Source organism: Streptomyces griseoloalbus, from assembly GCA_014650015.1.
Taxonomy (GTDB): domain Bacteria; phylum Actinomycetota; class Actinomycetes; order Streptomycetales; family Streptomycetaceae; genus Streptomyces; species Streptomyces griseoloalbus.
Genome location: BMUD01000008.1, coordinates 69,540 through 93,214, shown reverse-complemented (window position 1 = coordinate 93,214; position 23,675 = coordinate 69,540). Strand labels below are relative to the sequence as shown.

The following is a 23,675-nucleotide window of genomic DNA, read 5'->3' as shown; positions in this document are numbered from 1 at the left end:
AGCCGTTCCAGCGCGCGGTCGGCCCGCTCGCGGTCGACGCCGTTGAGGGCGCCCAGGCCGTACAGCGCGTCGAGGACCGCCTCCCGGTGCCGCTCCGCCTCGTCGGGCAGCACGGTCACGGGCGCGGTGCCGCCCGGGTTCTGCCCGGCGGTGGGGGTGCCGGACGGGTTCGGCGCCTGCGGCACCGGAGGGCTCGGCAGCTGCGGCACCGGGTGGTTCGGCTCGGCGGCGACGGGCCGGGTGTGAATGGTCCGGCCGGACGGTCCGGGGCGGTGCGGGAGCACGGAGCGGGTGCCGCCGCCGTCACGGGGGCCGGTGGCCGTCGCCGGATTCCCTTCGAGTTCGTCCAGCAGGCGCTGGGCATGCTCGTCGGGGAAGAGGCCGTCGCGTGCGACGTGCTCGCGCAACTCCCGCTCGCTGAACGGGTGGACGTTCCAGTAGCGGCCCCAGTTGTCCGTGTAGTCCAGCCGCGGGTCGTGGCCGGCCACGTCGTTCAGGGCGAGCTGGGCGCCGCGCATCACCTCGTGGAAGGTGTGGTGGTCCACCGTCAGCGAGACGGCGAGCATTCCGGCCCGGATCAGCCCCAGGTCCAGGTCGAGACCCCACTGGTCCCGCATCCGGGCGGCGTGCAGCATGAAGCGGTACGTGGATCCGGCGGTGCCGGTGGCCACCAGCCCGCCCGTGTCCTCCGAACGCCCCTGGAAGTCCGCGCTCATCGCGATGTCGTACACCGAGGTGGCGGGCATCCACGTCAGCCCGGAGTCGTTGACCGCGAAGAGGCGCTCCGCCCCGCTCAGCGGCGGACGCGCGTCCTCCGGACGTGTCCGGATCGTCACCGACCGCTCCAGCTCCTCGACCGCCGCCGCCTTCTCCTCGGCGGGCAGGTCCGAGGCCTGGATCTCCCCGAAGCGCCGGGTGAACTCGGCGTAGGCGTCGCGCTGCCGCCGGCTCGGCCGCTCCGCCGCGATCTCCGGGTGCTGCTCCTCGGGGCCGCCGAGCATGGACGGCACGAAGTCCTTGGAGATGCCCTCGTACAGGAGCGCCACCAGTTCCCGCAGGTTGCCGCTGCGCAGCACCTGCTGCAGTGCCGGGCGGGACGTGCCGACGACGCCCGCCTTGTACTTGCTGGTGTCGCCGAACATAGCGAGGTTGCGCGGATGGTCCCGGCGGGCCGTCGCCCACGCGGCGTTCGCCATCTTCCGGTACTCGGCGACCACCGCCTCGTGCTCGGCCAGGTACGCGCCGAGCCGCTTGTCGAAGGCGGCGGACTCCTCGGCGTAGCGGATGCGCGCCCGGACCCACGGCGGGGCGTCGCTGTTCCGGCGCTCCCGGCCCGGCTGCCCGGGACGGGTCGGCGGCCGTGACCTGGCCCGCCCGCCACCGGCCGTGGAACCGGCCGGACCGGACTCGGCGGTCACGGGCCCGGCGGACGCGGGCCGCGTGGACGCAGGGTCGGTGGCCGTCGCAGGGCCGGTGGCCGTCGCCGGGTCGGTGGTGGTCGCCGGGTCGGTGGCCGTCGCGGGGTCGGTGGTGGTCGCCGGGTCGGTGGTGGTCCCCGGTCCGGTGGCCGGTGCGGGCGCGGTGCTCACCGGCCGCGTGGGCTCGTCGGACCGGACGGGTGCGCCGGCGGGCGTCGTACGGCCCGACGCTCCCGGACCCGCCGGAACCGCCGGAGCCGACGGACCCGCCTGCCCCGCCGGCGCCGACGGGACCTGACGGCGGTCGTCGATGTCGACCGTCACGACCCGCCCCTGCGCCGGGTCGGTGGCGCTGCGCACCCGCTTGGCGTCCACGGTGAGGGCGAAGTCCCGCACCGTGACGGGCCGCGACCCGCCCCCGCCGCCCTGGAACGTCCGCAGGACCTGGCCCAGCCTGGCCCCCAGCGCCTTGGCGACGGCGTCGGCCCGCTTCTGCCCGCTGCTCTGCGAACGGTTGCCGTGGCCGGTGACGGTGACCGCCGGCATCGGCAGTCCGTGCGCGCGGTTCCACAGGCCCGCGCGGGCCAGCGTCGTGGCCAGGCCGTCGATGGTGTCGGCGTCCGCGGCGGAGAGCGCGTGCTCCTGCTCCTCGAACCGGATCGTCCGCTGGTACCTGCGCGGCGCGTGGCCGTGCAGCACCACCGTCGTCAGCGGGTTCACGACCGCGGGCGAACCCTCCGACAGCAGGGCCGCGTTGACCTCGTGGGCGGACTCGCCCGGCCGCTTGCTGTAGGCCCGGAAGAACCACTGGTCCTTGTGCTCGACCACCGGCGCGGCGGCCCGGATCACCTCCCTGGCGCGGGCTCGCGCGCCGGCCGCCTCACGGACCGCCAGGGCGTGCTCGGGCCGGTCCTCGTCGAAGTACCAGGGCAGTTGCTCGGCCCGGTGGACCTCGGCCAGTGCCCTGGCGGCCCGCGCGAAGCCGTCCAGGCGGGCGGTCCGCGTCCCGTCGTCGCCGGCGCGCCGCGCCTCGGCGGCGCGCTGCTCGGCCGAGCGGGCCAGCCGGTCGAGTTCGTCCTCGCCGTAGCGGTCGAGGTTCTCGTCGATGACGTCGTCGAGGAGTCCGGCCGGGATCTCGCCGCGCGAGTGGTTCTCGTTCTCCAGCGTGATCTGGTGGGTGCCGTCCTCGCTGGCCAGCACCACCTGCGCGAAGTGGTACGGGGCGTGCGGGCCCACCGGGTCGCCGGGCTTGGCGTGGTTGTGTGTGAACAGCTGCGCGCCGCTGTCGTTCGTGGTGCTGATCGACTGGATCAGGTAGCCCTCGCCGACTCCCGCCCACGCGTGCTCGTTGACGCCGATGCGCCGCGCGGCGGCGGCCAGCGGGGTGCGCAGCGGGTTGTCCCGCGGCTCGTAGCTCAGGGCGCTGCCGTAGCGCTCGCCGGGGGTGGGCGCGCCGACCACGCCACCGGTGAAGCGGTTGTCCCGGCCCGTCTGGCGGGCGGCCCAGCGGGGGGTGACGCCGTCGGCGGGCCGCGCGCCCTCGGCGACCTCCGTCAGCGCCTGCGCCAGGTGGTGGGTGCCGGTGACCTCCCGGCCGTGCAGGCCGTTCACCGGGGCGGTGGTGACCGCGCCGGACGGGTCGCGGAAGGCGATGTGGGACAGGGGCGCGGCGGACTCGCCTGCCACCATCTGGGCGAAGTCCCGGGTGAAGGCGTGCTCCGAGGTGCCGGACTCCGTCAGGAACTCCGGCTCCACCCGGAACAGGGGTTCGCCGTAGGAGCCGTCGTCCTTCGGCAGCAGCACGCCCACCGACTCGTCGGCCTTCAGCCGCACCCCGGCCCCGGCCGCCGCCAGCGCCGCCGAGGAGCGTTCGATCGCCGCGCGGGTGGCGTACACCTGGCGGCTGCGGCCGTTCCCGCCGTCCTCGGGCGCGAACGTCGCCAGGGTGCGGTCCTCGGAGATGCGCAGCGGCGGCCGGTCGGCCGTCCGGACGGTGCCCTGGTCCTGGCGCGGCATCACCAGCGCGGGCGCGTCCGTGCCGTCGTCGGCCCGGACGTCCCCGGCGGTCACCGGGGGCGGCGGGGTGAACAGGACGCCGTCGCCGTGCCGGTCGATGACGCCGTAGTCGCGGGTCGTCAGCGGCCGGGCCCTGCGCTCCTCGATCCGCCGTTCCTGGACGGCCTGTTCGACCATGCGGTCGAACTCCGCGTCCCCGTCGCTGGTGGACCCGTCGTCGTCGGTGTCGGGCTCGCTCTCGCCGCCGAGGTCGCGGGCCCCGGGCAGACCGCCGTCCGCGGGCGGTTCGGTCGAGGCCCAGCGCGCGCCCGTGTCCGCGGCGCCCAGCTCCAGCATGAGGTGGCGGGTGCCGGCCGTGGGGTGCGTGGCCACGCCGACCGGCGCCTCGGGGTACCAGACGCGGCGGCCGGTCGTCCCGGCGACGAGGGACGCCACGGTCGCGGCGTACGCCGGCGGCAGCGCCAGGACGATCTCCGCGCCCCGGGGCCGCCGGGCGTCGTACGAGATGAGCATGGCGAGCTCTTCGGGGCTGTCCACCAGGAAGGTGCGCCCCGGCATGGCGATCTCGACGGCGCGGCCGGCCGGGCGGGCGGCGACCAGGTACGGGTTCCGCCACGGCGCGGGCTGCGGCACGACCCGGCCCCGGCCGCGCACGGCGTACGACTCCAGTTCGGGGACGCTCTGCCCCGGCGCGGTGTAGTCGCGGCCCACGGGGTTGCCGGCGTCGTCGCGCAGCAGGGTGGCCTCGTCGAGGGCGCCGCGCCCGGTCTCGATCTGCCGCTCGACGAAGTACAGGGAGAGGGCGTCGGCGGTCGCGAGGTCGTCGGAGGAGGCGTCGAGCGCCAGCGAGCCGAGCAGGTGGAAGTCCGCGGGCCCGGGCCCGGCCGCTCTGTCCATGTGCAGGACCTGCCGGGCGAGGCGGACCAGTCCGCCGCGCAGCGCCTGCTGCGTCTCCCGTCCGCCGGCCTGCTCCACGACGAGGTCGTACACGGCCTCGGAGGTCTCCCGGAGCCGGTCGCGCGGCACGGTCGCCCGGAACGGGCCGAACAGCAGGTCCAGCCAGCCCGGGTCGGTCCAGACCGGGGGCTCGTCGTCGTCGGAGTCCGGCTCGGAGTCCGACTCGTCGGACGCCTCCGCGAGCGGGGACAGGCCGCGGCCGGCCGGCAGCGGCGGCGGGACCGCGCCGTCCGGGCCGGTGTCCGGGGTGGGCGCGGGCAGCGACACCGGGTCGACCCACGCCGGCTCCCGGCGCTCCACCGGGGCGCCGCGGCGGGCGTCGGCCCAGCTCGTGCCGTCCGGCGGGGTGTGCAGTTCGACGTCTCCGGCGACCGCGGCCCACAGCTGGAGGTGACGCGGGCGCAGACCGGTCTGCGCCAGCCCGTCGGGGGCGGTCTCGCGGAACGGGCCGAGCAGGCTGCCCGGCGCGTGCAGCCGGCCGGGGTGGTCCGCGTCGCGCGTCTCGTCCCGCAGGAACAGCTGGTGCCCCAGCTCGTGCGCGAACTCCACCGGGTCGGCGTCGGCCCACCAGGCCCGCTGGTTCATGGGCCGGTCCCGGTCGACGAGGTCCACCGTCAGGTGGGGGTCCTCGTCCGGCGCGACCCGCTCGACGGTGACGTGCAGCCGGTCGCCGCCCGGCAGCCGGTGCCCCGGCCGGTTGTAGAACTCCTCGACGCCCTGGAGCACCCGCTCCATCACGGCGTCGGTGTCGGTGCGTTCGCCGTCCCCGCGCAGGGCGAGGCGCACGGTCAGGTCGGTGACGGTCTCCCCGCCGTGGGCGAAGCGCCGTACGTCGAAGGCGGACCGCACGACGATCCGCGGGCGGTCGTCGAGGCGCGCACGGGGCGGCGGTGCGGGCTCGGCCGCCGGGTCCGTCGCGGTCCGCGTCTGCGTCTGCGGCTGCGGCTGCGGCTGCGGCTGCGGCTGCGGGGCGGTGTCGGCGTCCTGGTGCAGCGGGATGCGCAGGGCCGTGTCGCCGCCGTTCTCCGGCACCAGGTACAGGGCCGTGGAGTCCGCCACGATCCGGTGCGGTGTCACGTCGTGGTCGAGGTCGGCCATCACGAGGGCGAGGGTGTCCATGTTGGCCACCCGGCCGATCCAGCCGCTGTCGCCGCGCAGGATCGCGCCGGTCGCCTCGTGCACGAAGTCGTGGCCGAAGCGCGTCCACCCGGACGGCGGGATCTCCGGACCGCCGGGCAGCCTGATGTGCCCGGTGTCGGCGACGTCGTAGCGGAACGGTTCCGAGCGCGACTCGGCGGGACGGGTGTAGGTGAACCACCGGCCGGGCCGGGGCCCCTCGGTGTCCGGCGCCGCGTCCGGGCCGGTGCCGGTGTCCGTCGCCCTGCCCTTGCCCTTGCCCGCTCCCTCGCCCGTGTCCGGGCCCGTGTCCGTTCCTGTGCCGGGCGGGGTGTCCGCCGTGGCGGTGGGCCCGGAGGCGGCGAGCGCCGGTACGCCGGTGAGGGGGACGACCGCGTTCGGGTCGACACCGCCGTAGCGGGGCCGCATGACGGTGACCGGGCGGCCGATCGGCCACTGCTCCGCGACCGGGTCGAGACCGTCGTCGGGCGAACCGCCCGGCAGACCGCCCCGGGCGCCGCCCGGACCACGGGTGGCGACCTGCCGGGGCCCGCCGCGGTGGTCCTCGACCGTGATGTCCACGGTGCCGGTGCCCGCCTCGGACGCGGTCACCCGGCGGTCGCGCGCGGAGACCGGCTCCACGGTGAACCGGTCGGCGGTGACGTGCGGCCCCGGTGTGCCGTCCTGGAGCGCCGCCAGCGCGTCGGCGAGCTCCTGCCGGAACGAGGCCGCGACCGCCTCGGCGCGCGCCTTCGCGATGTCCCGGCCGGTCAGGAGCCCGCCGCGCCGGCCGGTGACCTTGACGTCCGGGAGCGGCAGCCCGTTGGCGGTGTTCCACAGGGCGGTCCTGGCCACCACCTTGGCCAGGTACCGCAGGGAGTGCTGGGCGCCGTCGGGCGTCTGCGTGGCGCCCTTGTCGAAGGAGAGGGACACCGGCAGCGCCTGCTGGCCGCGGACCACCACGGCGGTGAGCGGATTGGCCTCCGCCGCGGGCTTGTCGGCCAGCAGTTCCGCGTTGGTGTCGTGAGCCGACTCGCCCGGACGCTGCGAGTACATCCGCATGTACCACTGGTGCTTGCCCGGGATGACCTGTTCGATCCGGCCGACGCGCTGCGCGGCGGCCCGGGTGGCGCCCTCCAGGGTGCGCTGCGCGGCGGCGCGCTCCGGTGAACCGGCGGGCGCCGCGCGCATCTCCGTCTGGGCCTGCTTCGCCCGTACCAGGGCCAGCGTCAGATCGAGGTAGCCGCGCAGCTCGGTGAGGTGCTCCTCGCCGCCGGACTCCTGCCGCTGCTCGATCTCGCCGCGCAGGCGCGCCGCGGTCTCCCGCAGACCGTCCAGGCTGTGTTTCCTGAGGTTCATCTCGACGGCCCTGCGGTGCCAGCTGTTGCGCTGCGAGGCGCGCGCGTGGTTCTCCAGGGAGATCTGGGTGCTGCCGTCCTCGCTGGCCAGGACCACGGTTCCGAAGTGATAGCCGAAGTGCGAGCGGTTGGCGGCGGCCTGCGGCTTGGCGTAGTTGTGCTCCAGGCTCGGCTGGCCCTCCCCGCCCTGCGCCGCGACGGACTGGACGACGTAGCCCTCGCCGACGCCGGCCCACGCGTACTCGTTGATCCCGATCCGGCGCGCGGCGTCCGACAGGGCGTCGCGGCGCGGGTCGACCGGCTCGGCGAGGCTGAGCGCGCTGCCGTAGGCGCGGCCGGGCAGCGGACCGGCGTCGCCGCCGGTGGGCCGGTCGTCGCGGCGGACGTACGAGGCCGCCCACGCCGGATCCGCCGTCTCCGGCGCCACGTCGCCGTCCGCGACACGGCCCAGGGCGTCGGCGAGGTGGTGCGTGCCGGTGACCTCCACCCCGTCGGAGGCGTTGACCGGCGCGGTGACCACCAGGCCGGTGCGGGGATCGCGGAAGACCATGTGCGACGTGCGGGAGTTCTCGGCCAGCATGTCGGCGAAGTCCCGGCAGACCTCCTCCGAGGACTGCCCGGAGCGGGTCAGGAAGTCGGGCGTCACGCGGAACAGCCGCTTGCTGCCCCCGTCGGGCGTGGGCAGCAGGATGCTCAGGTCCTCGTCGGTCCGCAGCCGCACCGCGAGACCCGCACGGGCCAGATCGACCGACGCGCGGGCGACGGCCTCGGGCGTCGCGAAGACCTGCTGCCCGTACGCGCCGTTCTCGACCGCGAGCGTACGGTCCGGGGAGATCCGCAGCACCGGCCGCTCGGTGGCGAGCGTCTCGTGGTAGTCCTGCATGGACATGCTGAGTTCGGGGGCGTCCTCCGAGTCCGTCAGCGCCCGCGGACTCTGCCGGGCGTCCCGGACGGCGCCGGGCTTGCGGAAGAGCACGCCCTCGCCGCGGTGGTCCACGACGCCGTAGTCCCTCGTGGTCAGCGGCTTGGGCCGGCGCGCTTCGACGCCCTCGGCGTGCTCGGAGTCGCCCCCGTACAGGTCGACGATGTCGGCGACGTCCCCTTCGCTGCCGTCGTCCGTGCCCGGTCCGACGGAGGTCCACGCGGTGCCGGGGCCATCGGGGACGGGTCCCAGGGTGATGTGGTCGGTGCCGGACCGCCAGTCCGTGGACGGACGGGGGTCGTGCTCCGAGTACCAGACCTTGGAGCCGGTCAGGTCGGCGACGTGCCGGGCCAGGAACTCGATGTCGTCGTGCGGGAAGGCCAGGACGATGTCGGCGCCCGGGGGCCGCCCCGGGTCCCGCGTGACGAGCCGCGCGATCTCACCGGGGTCGTCGAGGGTGAACCTGCCGCGGGGCGTGACCAGGTGGACGGCTTCCGTGCCCTCCTGGGCGAGGACGACGTACGGCTGCGTCCACGGCGCGGTCCAGGTGGTCAGGCCGCCGTCCTCGGTCTCCACCCCGTAGGCGTTCAGGGGCGGCACCTGGTCGCCGGTGCCGATCCAGTTCCGCGCGACGCCGTTCGCGGTCTGCACGTGGGTGTCCCGGCCCAGGGCGGCGTCGTGGCGCGTCAGGTACTCGGCGAGGCGGTCGGCGTCGGCGAGTTCCTCCGGGGAGGCGCTGAGCGCCAGCGAGCCGAGCATCATCAGGTGCCGGCCCTGCACGGCGGCGTCGTCGTCGAGGCCCAGCACCTCCCGGGCCAGCTCGTTCAGTTCGTCCCGGACTCCGGTGGCGACGGACGTCGGCGCGGCGTTCGCCCGCGCCAGTTCCCGCAGTGACTCCGCCGTGTCGACGAGGGTCTCGTGCGAGTAGTCGCTGCGGGCGGCGGGGCCGAAGAGGGTGTCGAGCCAGACCTCCGGGACGGTCCGCGCGGCGCCGTCCTCACTGTCGGTGTCGCTGTCGCTGTCGCTCGGGTCGTCGAACCGGAACTGCGCCAGCGCCTCGGACTCGGTCCGCGGCATGCCGCTGCGGCGCCTGGGCGGCTGCTGGTACGCCGGGCCGTCCTCGGGCCCGGTCGTCTGCCCGGTCTTCGGTTCGGCGCCGGACAGCGTGCTCAGCTCGTACGCCTCCTCCTCGCCGTCCAGGCCCGGGACGTCGCCGCCGGCAGGGGTGCCGGGCGACGGCGCGGGGTTCGCCGCCGGCTCGGCTGCCGGGGTGCCGGCCGACGGCGCGGAGTTCGCCGCCGGCTCGGGTGCCGGGGTGCGCGGGAGCAGGGGCGCGAAGTCCCCGCCTCGGCGGCGCAGTCGCAGGTGGGGGGAGTCGGAGGACGGGCCGGGGTAGGTGTGGGCGGTGCCGTTCTCCTCGACCAGGGTGACGGTGGTGCCGGTCGCGGCGGCGGCCCACTCGGCCACCGCGCGGTCGGCCGCCGGGCCCCACGGGGCCTCGGAGAGGTGACGGCGCAGGTGCCCTTCCAGGGCCTCCGCGCTGGGCGTGGGCGCGCCGCGGCGGACGTTCATCGGCGGGGGTGTGAAGAGCGTGTCGCGTTCGGCCGGGGTGCCGGGCAGGCCGTTCAGGCGCATCAGCCGGGCGGGGGGCGAGTCCGCGCGGTTGCGCAGTCGCCGTGCCTCGCGCCGGTCGAGGCCGGGCTGTTCGGCGGCCAGGTTCAGGGCCGTGGACAGCGCGCCGAAGAAGCCGTTGCCGCGGCCGGTGACGGTGCCCTGGGTGTAGGTGGCGCCGTCGGGTGCGGTGAGCACGCCGTCGCGGGCGAGGCGGTAGCGCGGGCCGGTGCTGTCGGCGGGCGGCATCCAGGGCGGGGTGGCGTGGCTGCGGTGCGCGGGCGGCTGCTGCGCCGCGGGCGTGGCGCCGCTGTCCGTACCGGTGCCCGTTCCCGGGTCCGTCGTGGCCGCGGGGGCCGGCAGCGGGGTGGCGGCCGGGGGCGGGGTGCCGGGCGGGAGGGCGGCGTGGAAGAAGCCGTCGGCGGTGAACAGGACCGGGTCGGCGGCGGGGTCGACGGCGGCCGGGTCGGTGCCGGGCGGGAGGAAGAGCTGTTCGTGTCCCTCACCGGTCACGACGGTGAGCGGGGTGCCCAGGACGCGCGCGGCGAGGGCGGGCAGCAGGTCGGCGCCGCCGTGGTCACCGGCGCGGCGCTCGGGCACGGCCGGCGAAACGTCCACGCCCCGCGTGCCACCCGCCTCCGTGTCCGGCCCGCCGCCTTGCCGGGGTTCGGCCGTGAAGGGCCGGGACAGGGCCGCGACGGCCAGCGCGACCCGCTGCTCGGGGGTCGGCCAGAACGTCACCGGGAGCCGGCCCAGCGCGTCGAACTCGGCCTGCTGCGAGGGGGTGAACGTCACTCCGGCGGCGTCGATCTCGGCCTGGGTGAACGTGTCCTCGACGTCCAGGGCGAGGGCGTCGAGGAGGTCCTGGTTGCGGTCCTCGCCGAGCGCCCACGCCAGCCGGTCACGGGCGGTGCCGACGGCCTCGGCGGTGACCGCGGGGTCGCCGGGGGCGGCGGTGAAGCGGCCGGCGAGGTCGGTTCCGAGCAGGTGCGGCAGCCGGCCCCGCTGCCCGGCGGCGGCGAGCAGCGCGTGGAAGAACGAGGCGCCGTCGTGCGGCACGTCGTGCAGTTCGCGCACCGTACCGCCGTCGGGCGAGGTGAGGGTGCGGGGGGCGCCGTCGGTGCCGTCGGTGACCGTGTACGGCTCGGGCGCCTCGGAGCGCCACTCCGGCTCGGTGTACTCCTGCGGCCGGTCCGGCACCGGGACCGTGGCCGAACCCTGGTGGTGGGCGGTGAGGCGGGAGGCGGCGAGGTGCAGCCGGTGGTGGTCCGCGGCGGCGTCACCGGTGCGCTGCTCCCAGCGGCGCACCTCCTCGCGGGCGTTCTGCCAGGCGGCGACGGCCGGGGACTCGGCCACCGCCCGCGGCAGGACGGTCGGCAGGTCGGGCCGGCCGTCGCCGAGCGCGGCCTGTTCCTCGGCGCTGAGGTCGAGCCAGGTCTCGCGGGCCCGCGCCCGGGCGTCGTAGTAGCGCTGCTCGGCCGTGGCGAGGTCGCCCGCCGCCTTCGCCTGGTCGTCCCAGGCCGCGCCGACCTCGTCGGGGAACGTGCCGTCGTCCAGCAGGCCGTACTCCCGGGCGACGTCCTCGCGCAGCCAGACCAGGGCGGTGGTCTCGCTCTCGGCGCCGCGCGGCCCGCGCCTGGCCTTGCCGAGCGCGCGCAGCGGGCGGCTGTCGGTGAGCCGGTGGTCCGCCTCGGCCACCGACAGCCAGGTCACCGGCAGCGCGAAGAGCATGCTGCGGTCGGCGACCACCTTGACGTGGGTGGCCTGGTGGGTGTCCGTGGTGCCCTTGAGCGTGGTGCCGTCGTTCGAACCGCCGATCGGGACCGTGGCACCCGGGTTGGTCATGCCCGCGTTGCTGGTGCCCGCCAGCGGCGCGGTGCCGACGGCGCCCTCGACGTTGTCGGTGATGCCGGACTCCATCGCGTCGGAGGCCTTGGTGCGCCGCATGGCCTCCATGCGCGGCTTGTTCTCCACGGCGAGCAGCCGGGCGCCACGGCGGTGCATCTTCGCGTACAGGCGGGAGTCGGCGGTGTGGAACTGGCCGAAGAGACGGGCGGAGGCCTGGGTGGGCAGCGGTGAGCCGTCCGCGCCGAGCGCCTCGCGGAACGCGGCGGTGAGGCCGACCTGTGTGGTGGCCTCCTGCTGGGCCTCGGCGGGGGCGGTGCCGAGGCCGGTGAGCGGGGTGTGGCGGGCCATGCGGACGCGTCCGTCGAGCGTGCTGCCGGTGAGCCGCCGGCCGAGGTCGCCGTCGCCGAAACCGTCGGCGCGGGCGGTGGCCAGGGTGAGGGCGTCCCGCACGTGGTCCGCGCCCCGGACGTCCACGGCGAGGAGGCCGGCGCCGATCCGCTCGTCGAAGGGCAGCACGTCCGGGTCGGGCCCGCCGGACGGGTCGCCGGCGGCGGAGGTGCGCCAGGCGGCGATGCCCTCGGGGCGTGCCTGCTCGGCCGTCAGGAGCCGTATCGCGCGCTCCGGTTCCGGCACGTCCTGCTCGGTGAGCGCGCCGTCGGCGCCGTCACCGTCCGGGGTGAGCAGGCCGGCCGGGACGATCTCGTGGAGGCTGCCGACGGGGGTGGTGGCGTGGGGGGCGAGCGGGTCGCCGGACGCGTCGACCATGGTGACGGTCAGGGTGTAGCCGGTGACGATCTCGGCGTGCGCCTGGGTGGTGGCGATGTTCGGCGTCGTGACGCTGCCGACGGTGTCGGTGCGGGTGCTCGACCGCTGCTTGGCCGCGGTGCCCTGGACGGAGGGGTTGGCGACCAGGATGCCGCTGCTCGCCGCGCGCTGGCCCGCGCTGAACGTGAGGTCGGCGCCGCGGTCCTGGGAGACACCGTCGGAGTCGTCGCGCCCGGTGCTGCGGACGTCCTCCATCTCGATGCCGGTGCGCAGCCGCTCCACGGTGGTGGTGACCGGGGTCAGCCGGAAGCGGACCTGCCCGGGGCTGCCGCCGACCGTCAGGTGGTGCGGCCGGGACCAGGCACGGTAGCGGACCGGGAGGGCCAGCCCGTCGGTCGTCAGCTCGTGCAGGTGGCTGCGGAGGAAGTCCGGGGAGAGCCGCTGGAGGACCTGCTCCCGGTCGTGCGACGGCACCCCGATCTTCTCCAGCTGCGCCATCAGCCCCGGCACCACCGGGCTCGCGTCGAGCTGGCCGCTGGGATGCGTGGGGAAGCGGCGGCCGCGCAGGAAGGCGGGCACCCGGTAGCCGCCGCCGAGGTTGCGCGGGGTGCTGGTGTCGAGGCCGTCCGGGGCGAGCCCGGCCTCGATGGCGTCCTGCATCGGCAGGTGGAACATCACCGCGTCACGGATGTGCTGGAGCGCGGCGGCGGCGCGGCGGGGGGCGAGGCGGTTGCCGAGGCGCTCGGAGAGCCGCCCGGCAGCGGAGCTGACCAGCTCCCCGGCACGGGTGCCCGCCGTGCCCATCGCGGCCGTCCAGCGGTCCCGCACCGCGATGGTCTCGGCGGCGTCGGCGACGACCAGGTACATCCGGCCGGCGAAGGCGACGGTGGTGTTGCGTCCCCGGGTGAGCGTCTGTGTGAGGCCGCGGCCCCTGCCCCAGGCGTACTGCAGGGCTGTCGAGTAGGAGCCGACGAGCGCCTGCTCTCCGGGGGCCTGCTGGAGGGGCATGTGGGAGCCCTGGAGACCGAGGGTGGTGCGCGAGACGGTGCTCGCGCTGCCGGCCACGCGGTGCTCGTTGCCGAGGGTGGCCTCCAGACTGGACGGCTTCGGGTCGCTCTTGACCCGCAGGTTGTGCAGTTCGCCGCGGATCGCGGCCTTCAGGTAGTGGGTCTGCACGGGCCCGGCGCCGTTGAGTCCGGTGATGCGGGAGCCGAACGGGCCCAGGTACTGGCCGAGCTGCCCGGCCACACTGAGGTTCGCCATGGCCCGGCGCAGCGCGGTGCGCACCGGGGTACCGGGGGCGCTGACGTGCCACGAGGTGCCCGAGGCACGGTCGGCGGTGTCCTGCATGAGCTCCTGGCGCCGCTGTCCCCCCTCGGTGCCGAGCACCGCGTACGGGGCGCTCAGCAGCCGCTGGATGAGCCGCCGGTCGGCCGAGTCGCCCCTCGGCAGCGGGCGGGTGCCGTCGAGGAGCTGGTCCGCCTCGGTGGCGGAGAGCCGCCGCGGCGCGGGCGCCGCCGCCGGTGGGGTGGCCCCGGTGCCGGCGGTCGGCGGGTCGGCGGGGGGGTACCGGTGGGAGCCGTGCACCGCGGGCACGGCCAGCTCGACCCGGCCCACGGTCTCGTTGCCCCGGCTGAACAGCGGACGGTCCTCGACCCTGCTGACGAAGACGCCCGCGCCGAGCACCCCGAGCGAGGCGAGCCGCGCCCAGCCGCGCGGGCGGCGGTGCCCCTCGAAGGAGGCGCCCAGCTCCACCCGGTAGCTGTAGAGGTCGGCGCCGTTCTGGAACGTGAGGTTGTCGTGGTTGACCGCGACCGTGCTGCGGGTGGCCTTCTGGTCGGTGAGGGCGTAGCGGGCGCCGACGGACACGCTGCCGGTCTGGCGCGGCAGCCCCACCCCGGGCACCTTGTCGTGGTCACGCGGCGAGATGCCCAGTTCGACGCCGGCGGAGAGGGTGCTGGACGCCTGCTGTCCCTGCCCGGAGACCTCGGTGCCGGTCACGGCGTTGCGCAGCGAACGCTCGCTCAAGGTGGTCTCGAACCGCCGGTCGGTGAGCCGCGCCCGCAGGGTCAGCGTGTGGTGGCCGCGTCGCACCTTGCCGTCCTCGGTGAGGGTGACCTGCACGCCCGTGGTGGTCAGCTCGTCCAGGCTCTGGGCCAGCGACGGCTGATTGAGCGCCTCGCGCACCTGGCGGTCGTTGTACCGCGCGGTCCGCATCCGCCCGTCGCCGTACCAGAACGTGGCCAGCCGGGGGTGCCGCAGCATGAACGGCGGGACGAACAACGACGGGTACGACCGGTGCAGGGTGTCGAGGACGGCGTCCGCGAAGACACTCAGGGGCTTCTGCGCGGTCTCGGGCTCCTGAGCGTCCCGGGACGGGTCCTGGGGGGCGGGCCGCCCGTCCTGGTCCTGGTCCTGGCTCTGGCTCTGGCTCGGGTTCCGGTCCTGGCTCGGGATCGGGTCCTGGCTCTGGCTCGGGTTGGGGTTCCGGCCCTGCTCCTGGTCCTGGCCCTGACCCTGCTCCTGGTGCTGGCTCGACAGCGGATCGGTCCGCGGGCGTTCGGGGACGAAGCCCTCGGCGCGGACCTGGCCGCCCAGGTGCACCGGGTCCTCGCGGGTGAGGTACCACGGCACGGGCGGCTCGGCGTCCGGGTTGGGTCCGGTCCGTCCGGGCGTACGGCTGTCCCAGCCCGCGAGCCGGCGCGCGTCCTCGGTGGACATCCAGTCCAGGCTGACCACCCGTACCGGCCGGACCGCCGACCGCGGTTCACCGGCCATGCGCACCATCAGGGTGCGCTCCACCCGGTACAGCGCGAGGGGGTGGTTGCGGATGCGCGCGGTGATCTTGCGGGCCGCTTCGGTGCCGAGGAAGTGGCTCCGCCCGGTGCTGAAGTCCCCCCGGACCAGCGGGCCGCCCTGGAGGCGTACGTCCGTCTCCGGGCCGGCGAGCTGGTAGTTGGGCCCGGAGGTGACCTGGATGCCGAAGCGGGTGTCGCGGACGTGAGCGCGCTGGTTCTGGTACGTGGTCTGGGCGAGGTCGCGCACCTCCGTCTTCAGCGACTCGGCGACCAGGGTGCCGCGGTGCGGTATGGACCGCTCCACGATCAGGTGCCCCAGCGGGTGCTGGCTGCCGCCCCGGGTCAGCTCCGGTCCGCTGACCGGCCCGGCGAACCGCCCGAACAGCGCGAGCAGCCGCCCGGGACGGACGTACGAGACCAGGGTGCGGTGCGCGGAGCTGCCGGGCCGTGCCGTGGACAGGGCGAGCGCCAGGTCCTCCGGCGGGTCCACCAGGTGCAGTGCGGTGACGTCGGTGGCCCGCGGCTCGGCCCCGTCCGGGAAGGTGAGCGTCTCCGGGGCCCGCCGGGGCCCGGTGAAGGGCACGGTGAGGTCGTCGGGCAGCCGCCAGCTCAGACCGTCCCGCACGGCGAACCCGGCGCTGTGCACCTCGCTGCGCTCCCAGCGGAGGACCGGTGCGGGCGTGCCGGACGCGGTGTCCCGGCCGCCGGTCCTCGGCGCCTCGGTGACCCGGTCCACGCGCACCCGGTAGTAGACGTCGTCCAGGTGCAGGTGCGACCCCTCGTAGGACCGGTACTCGGACTGGTTGTAGGCCTGGGTGCCGAGGGTGAAGTCGGTCCTGCGGGTCCAGCCCAGCGAGAGGCCGATCTTCAGCAGCCAGTTGAGCGGCGGTCCCATGCTGAGACCCGCGGCGATCCGGCGCCCGAAGCCGACGCTGCGCCCGCCGCCCGTGCCGGCCTGCCCGCGCCGCATGCTGTCCAGACGGGTGGTGCCGCCGTTCACCTCGGAGAAGCGCTCCCAGCGGTGGTACGGGACCGCCTCGACCGTCATCTCGTGGCCGACGCCCGACTTCTCCCGGCCCACGAAGCGGGCGCCGCGCGGGGCGGTGAAGGCTCCGGGCTGGTCGGTCAGCAGACGCAGCAGCTCCGCCTCGTCGAACTGGGCGCGCAGCTTCTCCGGCAGCTTCCCGAGGATCTCCTGCGCCACCTGCTCGGGCGAGCGCAGGGTGACGGCGCCGAGGCCGGTGAAGAGCCCGGTCGTCCGCGGGGTCCCGTTCGTGCGCCCGTCCGGGCTCCCGTCGTGCGGATCGGCGTCCGGGCTGAGCAGGGCGGCGGGCAGCCGGCTGCCGTCGTCGAAGGTGACGGTGCGCGGTGCCGGCCCCGGCGGGCGCACGTCCTGACCGGTCATCAGCCGGGCCGGGCGGTGCCGTTCGAGCTGGGTCTCCAGCGGCACCGGGGAGCCCCGGTCGGGAGCGTCGGGGCCGTAGACGTCGGTGATGCCGCCCATGCCGCGCAGCCACTCCCCGAAGGGGTCGGAGCCGTCCGAGTCCTGGGTGGCCGGGTCCTGCGTGGCCGGGTCCTGCGTGGCCGGGTCCGGGGTGGCCGGGTCCGGGGTGGCCGGGTCCGGGGTGGCCGGGTCCGGGGTCGGGCTGGTCGTGGAACCGTCCGTGGCGGTGGAGGTCGTCGCCTGGTCCTGGGCGGTCGTGTCCGGGCCCTGGTCCGGTACGGGGGTGAGCGGGGCGTCCGCGGGGACCAGCGCGTCGAAGTGGTCGGTGCCGTTGTACGCCAGGTGCAGGGTGCCGCCCCGGCCGCCCGGGTGGAGCGTGGTGACGACGGTGTTCCCCGGCGCCTGCGGGTCGGGCTGGACGAGACGCAGGTCGAGGTCGAGGGTGTGGGCCAGCGCCTGCGGAAGCACGTCGGCGAAGGGAGAGGCCCACAGCCCGGGGAGTTCGGCCGCCGCGGCGATCAGTTCCCCGGTGCCGAGCCGCCGCGCGGCGGCGGGGGTGGGCACCACGTCGGCGAGGTGCGGGTAGGGGCTGTCCCGGAGGATCCCCTGCCACTGGGCGGCGTCGCCGTCGGTCACGACCGCCTGCGCGATCCGGTTCCAGTCCTCGGTGATCCGGCTCTGCTCGTCCGGGTCGGCCGTCCCGGCGAGGGCGCCCATCCGGAGGTCGTCCACCACGGCGAGCACCGGGTCCGGGGACGCCTCGGCGGCCGCGGCGGCCAGTTCGGACCCGGTGATCCGGTCGCGCAGCAACCGGCGCAGTCCGGCGATGTCGCGCGCCGCCCAGGCGGGCGGCACGGCCCGGCTGCGCGCGCCGTCGAGCAGCGCCCGGAACAGGCTGTTGCCGCCGCCGGGCGTGTCCAGCCGCTGGAAGACGACGCCGTCCGCGCGCACGGTGTCCGCCGGTCCGGGGGTGGCGGGGCCCTTGCTGAACAGGGTCAGGTCGCCGGCCGGGCTCGCCGGCCGGTCCGGGTCGGGCGTCGTCGGGAGCGGCGCGGGCCAGGTGAGTTCGGCGTGTTCGCTGCCGGGGCGGAACCGGAGCAGCGGTTCACCGTCCGGGCCCTGGTGGGAATCGACGACCTTGTCGAAGACGGACTTGTCAAAGGCGGTCGACGGGTTCCAGAACATGTGCGCGCCGTGCATCACGGCGATGTCCTTGCCCCGCATCTCCTCGATCAGCGCGTCGTGCCGCGGACCGGAGACGCGCGTACCGCCCGGCGTCGACACGTCGAAGACGTCATGGTCGCCCGTGAGAGGACGCCGCTCCCCGTCCTCGTCCACACCGTGGACCACCCCGTCCCTGACGACGAACCTGTTCTCCGCCTCGTACGCGGCCATCGACGCGGCCAGCTCACGGAACTCCGTGGAACGCTGGTTGAAACGCGACAGGACCCTGTCCCACTGCCCCTCGGGAACCGACCCCGGCTCAGGCAGGACCGGCCTGAAATACCCCACAAGCCCGACGGTCCCCGGATCGGCACCGAGGAAGGTGTCGATCGCGTCGACGGTCTTGGCCTTGATCTCCTGCGGCTTCGCCATCGCCCCGGACTCGAGCCACTTCGGGGCACTGGGATTGGTCGGCCGTACATCGATGACCAGACTGTTGTTCCGGGACACGTCACGGAAGCCCTTGAAGTTCTTCTCCGGCATCCCGAACCTCTGACGCGCCGTGGCCGCGTTGACCTCACCGGTCCCGAGCGGCGCGGGCCAGGTGAGTTCGGCGTGTTCGCTGCCGGGGCGGAACCGGAGCAGCGGTTCACCGTCCGGGCCCTGGTGGGAATCGACCACCTTGTCGAAGACGGACTTGTCGAAGGCGGTCGACGGGTTCCAGAACATGTGCGCGCCGTGCATCACGGCGATGTCCTTGCCCCGCATCTCCTCGATCAGCGCGTCGTGCCGCGGACCGGAGACGCGCGTACCGCCCGGCGTCGACACGTCGAAGACGTCATGGTCGCCCGTGAGAGGACGCCGCTCCCCGTCCTCGTCCACACCGTGGACCACCCCGTCCCTGACGACGAACCTGTTCTCCGCCTCGTACGCGGCCATCGACGCGGCCAGCTCACGGAACTCCGTGGAACGCTGGTTGAAACGCGACAGGACCCTGTCCCACTGCCCCTCGGGAACCGACCCCGGCTCAGGCAGGACCGGCCTGAAATACCCCACAAGCCCGACGGTCCCCGGATCGGCACCGAGGAAGGTGTCGATCGCGTCGACGGTCTTGGCCTTGATCTCCTGCGGCTTCGCCATCGCCCCGGACTCGAGCCACTTCGGGGCACTGGGATTGGTCGGCCGTACATCGATGACCAGACTGTTGTTCCGGGACACGTCACGGAAGCCCTTGAAGTTCTTCTCCGGCATCCCGAACCTCTGACGCGCCGTGGCCGCGTTGACCTCGGTCGGCGCCGGCGGGAGGGACGACCGCTGTTCCGCGGGGGCGGTGGTGGCGGGCGCCGGGTCGTGCAGGCGGCGTGCCAGCTCGGCGGTGTCCTCGGGGCCGAGGCCCAGATCGGACAGCGGAAGCGGTGCGTCCGACAGCGCCCAGGCGATCTTCGCCGAGGGCGCGTAGGAGAGTCCGCGCGCGTCCTCCCGCGAAACCAGCGTGGACGGCGGCAGTTCGGGCGGCGGCGGGGGCAGCAGGACGTCGAGCGTGGTGTCCGGCCCGGCGGCGGCCCGCAGGTCGGCCGCCGCGCGCAGGAACGCGGTGTACTGCTCCGGGGTGGGACCGGTCGCCGGATCGACGGCGGTGCCGCCCGTGGCGGCGTGCCAGTCGGTGACCATCCGGTCCAGCAGGTCCGGGGTCATCCGGCCGTCGCCGTAGCGGGCCGCGGTGCCCGGGTCGAGCCAGCGCAGGCCGTCCACGTGGGCGAGCCCGGCGAGCAGCTCCCGGTTCTCCGGCCGCTGTTCGGCGTCCGGGCCGAGGGCGCCGCGCAGCGTGCGGACCTGCTGGAGGGTACGGGCCAGGGCGAAGGCGTCGGCGGGGCCGGGACCCGCGTGCAGGCCGGCGTCGCGCGCCAGCGCGTCCAGGTCGGCGCCGGTGGGCTCGGGGGTGAACAGCCGCCACCGCCCCGGCCCGTCCGGGCCCTCGGTGAGCACCGCGCGGACGTTGCCGTCCGCGTCACGGGCCGTACCCACCTCGGTCGTCGGCGCGTACACCGGCCGTCCGGTCCTGTTCGCCACGTGCTGCGCCACGGGCAGACCGGCGACCTCCGGCTGCCGCCCGGTCTCGCAGGAGAACAGCACCAGCGGGCGGTCCCGGTCGCCGTCGCCCGCCCACGACTTGAGCACCTCGCCGAGCTGCACACCGCTGACCTTCACGGTGGGACGCGCCGCGTCCTCGGTGCCGAGGGTGACGGTACGGGGGGTGCCGTGCCCCGCGAAGTAGTCGGCACCCCGCTCGGTGCCGGAGCCGGGGAGCGCGGCCGGCGGGCCGGTGAACACGGTCCGGCGGACGGGTGGCTCCGCGACGGTCTCGGAGGCGGTTCCCCGGGGCGGGGCGGCTGTCGGGGCCGGGGCGGCGGACGTGGTGCGCACCCCGCGGAACGTGTCCTGCCCGAGCAGCGCGCGCCGCCCCGCGTCCTGTGCCGTACCGTCCTCGGCCGGCCCCTGCGAGATGGTCAGCGTCTGGACCGCGCGCCCCGGTTCGGGCCGTACGGCCGTGTCGGGGACCAGCCGCCGCAGCTGTGCCACGGGCACCGACTGGCCGTCCAGCGTGGTGACGGCCGGCTGCCCCGCGGCCCGCACCACGATCCGCCCCGGCGGCGGCGCCGTCACGTTGGTGACCGGCGCGGTGTCGCCCGACGGGGTGGTGGTCGGGGGCGGAGGCGGTGTACCGCCCCTGCCGGGGCCGGACCCGCCCACCCCTTCGGCCGTGCCGCGGCCGTTGATGTCGCTGTCGCTGTCGCTGTTGTCGTTGCCGGACTCCAGGTGGAGGTCGGTCGCCGGCTCGGTGTAGGGGCGGGAGAGGGTGGCGATCTTGGTGGCGGCGGGCTCGGGGGTGACCGTGGAGTCAGGGCCGGTGCCGTTGCCGCGGGTGGGCGGCGCCGTCTCCGAGACCGTCTTCGGCGGCTTGGCCGGGTCGGTGGTGAGCGGACCGCTGTCGCCGTCGGCCGTCCCGGTGCTCTGGGTGACGGGACGGGGAGCGGGGTCGGGCACCACACCGAGTGCGTCGGCGAGCGGCAGCAGCACGTCCGCGCCCGGGAACGCGGTGTCGGTGTCGCTGCCGGACTTGTCCTCGGCACCCGGGGCGATGACGTCCGTGCTGCCGCCGTCCGGCGTCACGGCGGGCGGCGGGCCGGTCAGCGGGCGGACCTTGACGGGGGCACCCGGCGCCTCACGGGTCAGCTCGACGGCGGCACGCACCGGGCGCCCCGCCCCGTCCGACGCGACCGCCGGCCCGAGCACCACGGCCCGGTCGGTCCCCGCGCCGTCCAGCAACTCGGCCGCCTCCGGCGACCCTTCACCCGGCGGCGGCACCTGCGAGACCACGATCGTCAACGGCGGCGCCTGCGTGGACGCGGGGTCCCCGGGCCCGCCCTTCACGTCACGAACGTCGCTCGCGTCACGCAGGTCACGTACGTCGCCGGTGTCGCCGGTGTCGCCGGTGTCGCCGTACGAACTCGACGTGCTCACCTCCGGCGGAGCACCGGTGAGATCGGCGGCCGTGCCGGTGACGCTCTCGGGAGACCCCGAAGTGTCGTTGGAATCGGCCGAGTTGACAGTCTCCGGTGCGGGCGTGGGCCCGGGCTCCGGAGCCGCGAGGCCGTCCGGGGAGGTGGTGGTCTCCGAAGAGGTACGGATCTCCGGAGAGGAGGAGGTGGTCTCCGGGGAGGTCGTGGTCCCCGGGGACGGGGAGGAATCCGCGGTCTGCGTGGACTCCGAAGCCTCCGTCGTCTCCGAGGTCTCCGGGGTCTGCGAGATCTGCGGACCCTGCGCACCGTCGTCCGCCGTGATCTGCGTGCCGTCCCCCGCGACCGTGCCGTCCGGGGTACGCGTGGCCGGGGGCGGCTGCGTGGCGGAGGGGGCGGCCGGGCTGCTGCCGGGAGCGCCTGTGCCACTCGCCCGGGCCCCGGTGCCGCCCGACGCCGAGGAGTTACCGGCTCCGGACGTCGAGGACGTACCGCTCCCGGATGCCGAGGACGTGCCCGTACCGGGCGCCGCGGTTCCGGTGCCGGGCGTCGCCGAACCGCCCGCCCCGGGCGCGACGTTCGTACCCGGCCCAGAGGCAGTGGACGTGTCCGGCCCGGTAGCCACGGACGGTCCCGCTCCGGGCGCCTCGGACGTCCCCGTGCCGGGCGTCGTCGTACCGCCGGTGTCCCCGGAGGCCACCGAGCCCGTGTCCCCCAGGCCCTCACCCGGCGTCGGCGACGTCTGTCCGTCGTCCTGCCCGGCGACGTCTCCCGAGGAACCGGCGGTGAAGTCGGCCGTGTCCACCGACCCGTTGGTGCCGACCGAGCCACCCGACGCACCGAGCCCGGCACCACCCGACGTCCCCAGCCCAGCACCCCCGGACGTCCCCAGCCCTGCGCCTCCCGACGCACCCAGCCCCGCACCACCAGACGTCCCCGTGAGCGGGGTGTCCACTGTGACCGGCGTGCCGAAGCCGTCGAGGGCGCGGCGGACCTCGTCGGCGTCGATCTCGGCGGCGGGGCCGTTCCCGGCCGGCACCACCCGCACCTCGGGCAGCTGGGACAGGCTGCTGTGCAGGCCGTCGCGGACACCGATCTCGGCGCCGGCGGGCAGCGGGGAGCCGCGCAGGGCGGCGATGTCGCGCAGGGCCTGCTCGCGGACCTCGGCGGAGCCGTTGTGGACCTGCTGCCACAGCGCGTTCTCGGCGGCGGTCACGGGCAGCGTGCCCGGGGTGTACGGCGGCGGTTCCGGCGTCGAGTACGGCGGCGGGTTCTCCGCGACGTACGGCGGGGGCGCCTCGCTGCCAGTGAAGTCCCCCTGGGGGCCCGTGTTCTGGGCGGTGACGGGCGGCGGCGGGGCGAGGGCGGAGCCGTTGCCGCCCGTGAGGCCCGCGCCCGAAGGGCCGCCGGTGCGGTCCGCGCCGTCGCCGTCCGCGTCGGTGTCGCGCGAGCCCGGGGCACCGGCGGAGTCCCGCGTGTCGGCATCGTTGCCGCCGCCGGAGACGGTCAGCGGCCGGTTGCGCAGGTTGTCGATGGCGTGACGCAGTTCGGCACCGCTGTTGATGGCCGTGTCGGTGAGCGTGGCCTCGACCTGGCTGCTGAGGCCCGCGCCGACGAAGGTGGTCCAGCTGGTGGACCAGTCGCCGTCGAAGGCACCCTTGATGAGGATCTCGGCGAGCGCCTCGCCGGAGCCGGCGGCGAGGAAGTCGGCCGTGCCCTTGAGCCCGTAGTGCCCGGCCAGCGCGCCCGGCCGGTCGGCGTTGTTGCGCCAGATCTGGTTGTTCCGCCACAGGTTGGGGTTGTTGCGGAAGGAGAGCGGGTCGTTCCGGAAGGTGGTCGGCGTGTTCGTGGGGTTCGGACCGCCGTCGTACGGAGTGGGGTCGGGACGGTCGTTGGGGCCGTTGGGGCCCGGCGTGGGGTCCGGGTTCGGCTTGTGGTTCGGGCCGTTGTTCTTGAGGTCGGGGCCGGGACCGTCGTTCTTCAGGTTCGGGGGGTTGTTCTTGAAGTCGAGGTCCGGGCCGTCCTTGAGGAAGTTGTTGTCGTAACTCTTGACGATGTTCCTGGCCCAGCTGTCGAAAATGCTGGTGAGTCCGCCCGCGGCGGCACCGAACGCGGCGGCCTTCCCGATGTCGCTCCAGTCGATGCCGTCGGGGCGGCGGCCGTCCGGGGCGAAGTTCATCATCGCCAGCCGCACCGCGAAGGTGGTGAACGCCTCGGCGAACGCCTCGGTCAGCGAGGGCGCCAGATGCAGCCGCTGGAGCAGATGGCTGAGCGTGGTGAGGATCATGAACCGGCTGCGCAGCTTGGCCATCATGATCTGGCTGGCCGAGGCGCCTCCGGTGAAGAAGGACATCGCCAGGTAGATGGCGATCTCGATGAGCAGCCGGATGACCTCGGCGATGACCTGCCACTTGGACTCCATGATGTCCATGGAGGTCTTGCGCCGGCCCTCGGCGATCTTGTCGAGCTGCTCGGCGAACTCGCGCAGGTAGTTCTTGCCGCCGTCGTCGATGAGCATGCCCATCGCCTTGGCGTACGACTTGGCCAGGTCGTCCGGCATGGACTCGGCGATGTCGTGGACCGACTTGTCGATCAGCGAGGAGATCCTGTCGAGCTTGCGGCCCAGACCGGAGTAGGGCCGGCGGCTGTCGAAGGCGAGGTCCTCGTCGGCGTCGATGAGCCTTTCCCCGGTGAGGATGAAGATCATCGCGTTGACCTCGGGCGATGGCATGATGCTCAT

The 23,675-nt window shown here is 75.2% G+C and carries 1 protein-coding gene (only partly in view); it reads right to left on the bottom strand.

Annotation, left to right across the window (positions count from 1 at the left end; all coding sequences use genetic code 11):
* Nucleotides 1–23,675 carry the 5' portion of a lonely Cys domain-containing protein gene (locus tag IE178_RS14475; RefSeq protein WP_193512535.1) on the bottom strand. It extends 15,913 nt beyond the left edge of the window, so only the first 23,675 of its 39,588 coding nucleotides appear in the window; it begins with the start codon at nt 23,673–23,675; the stop codon falls past the left edge of the window.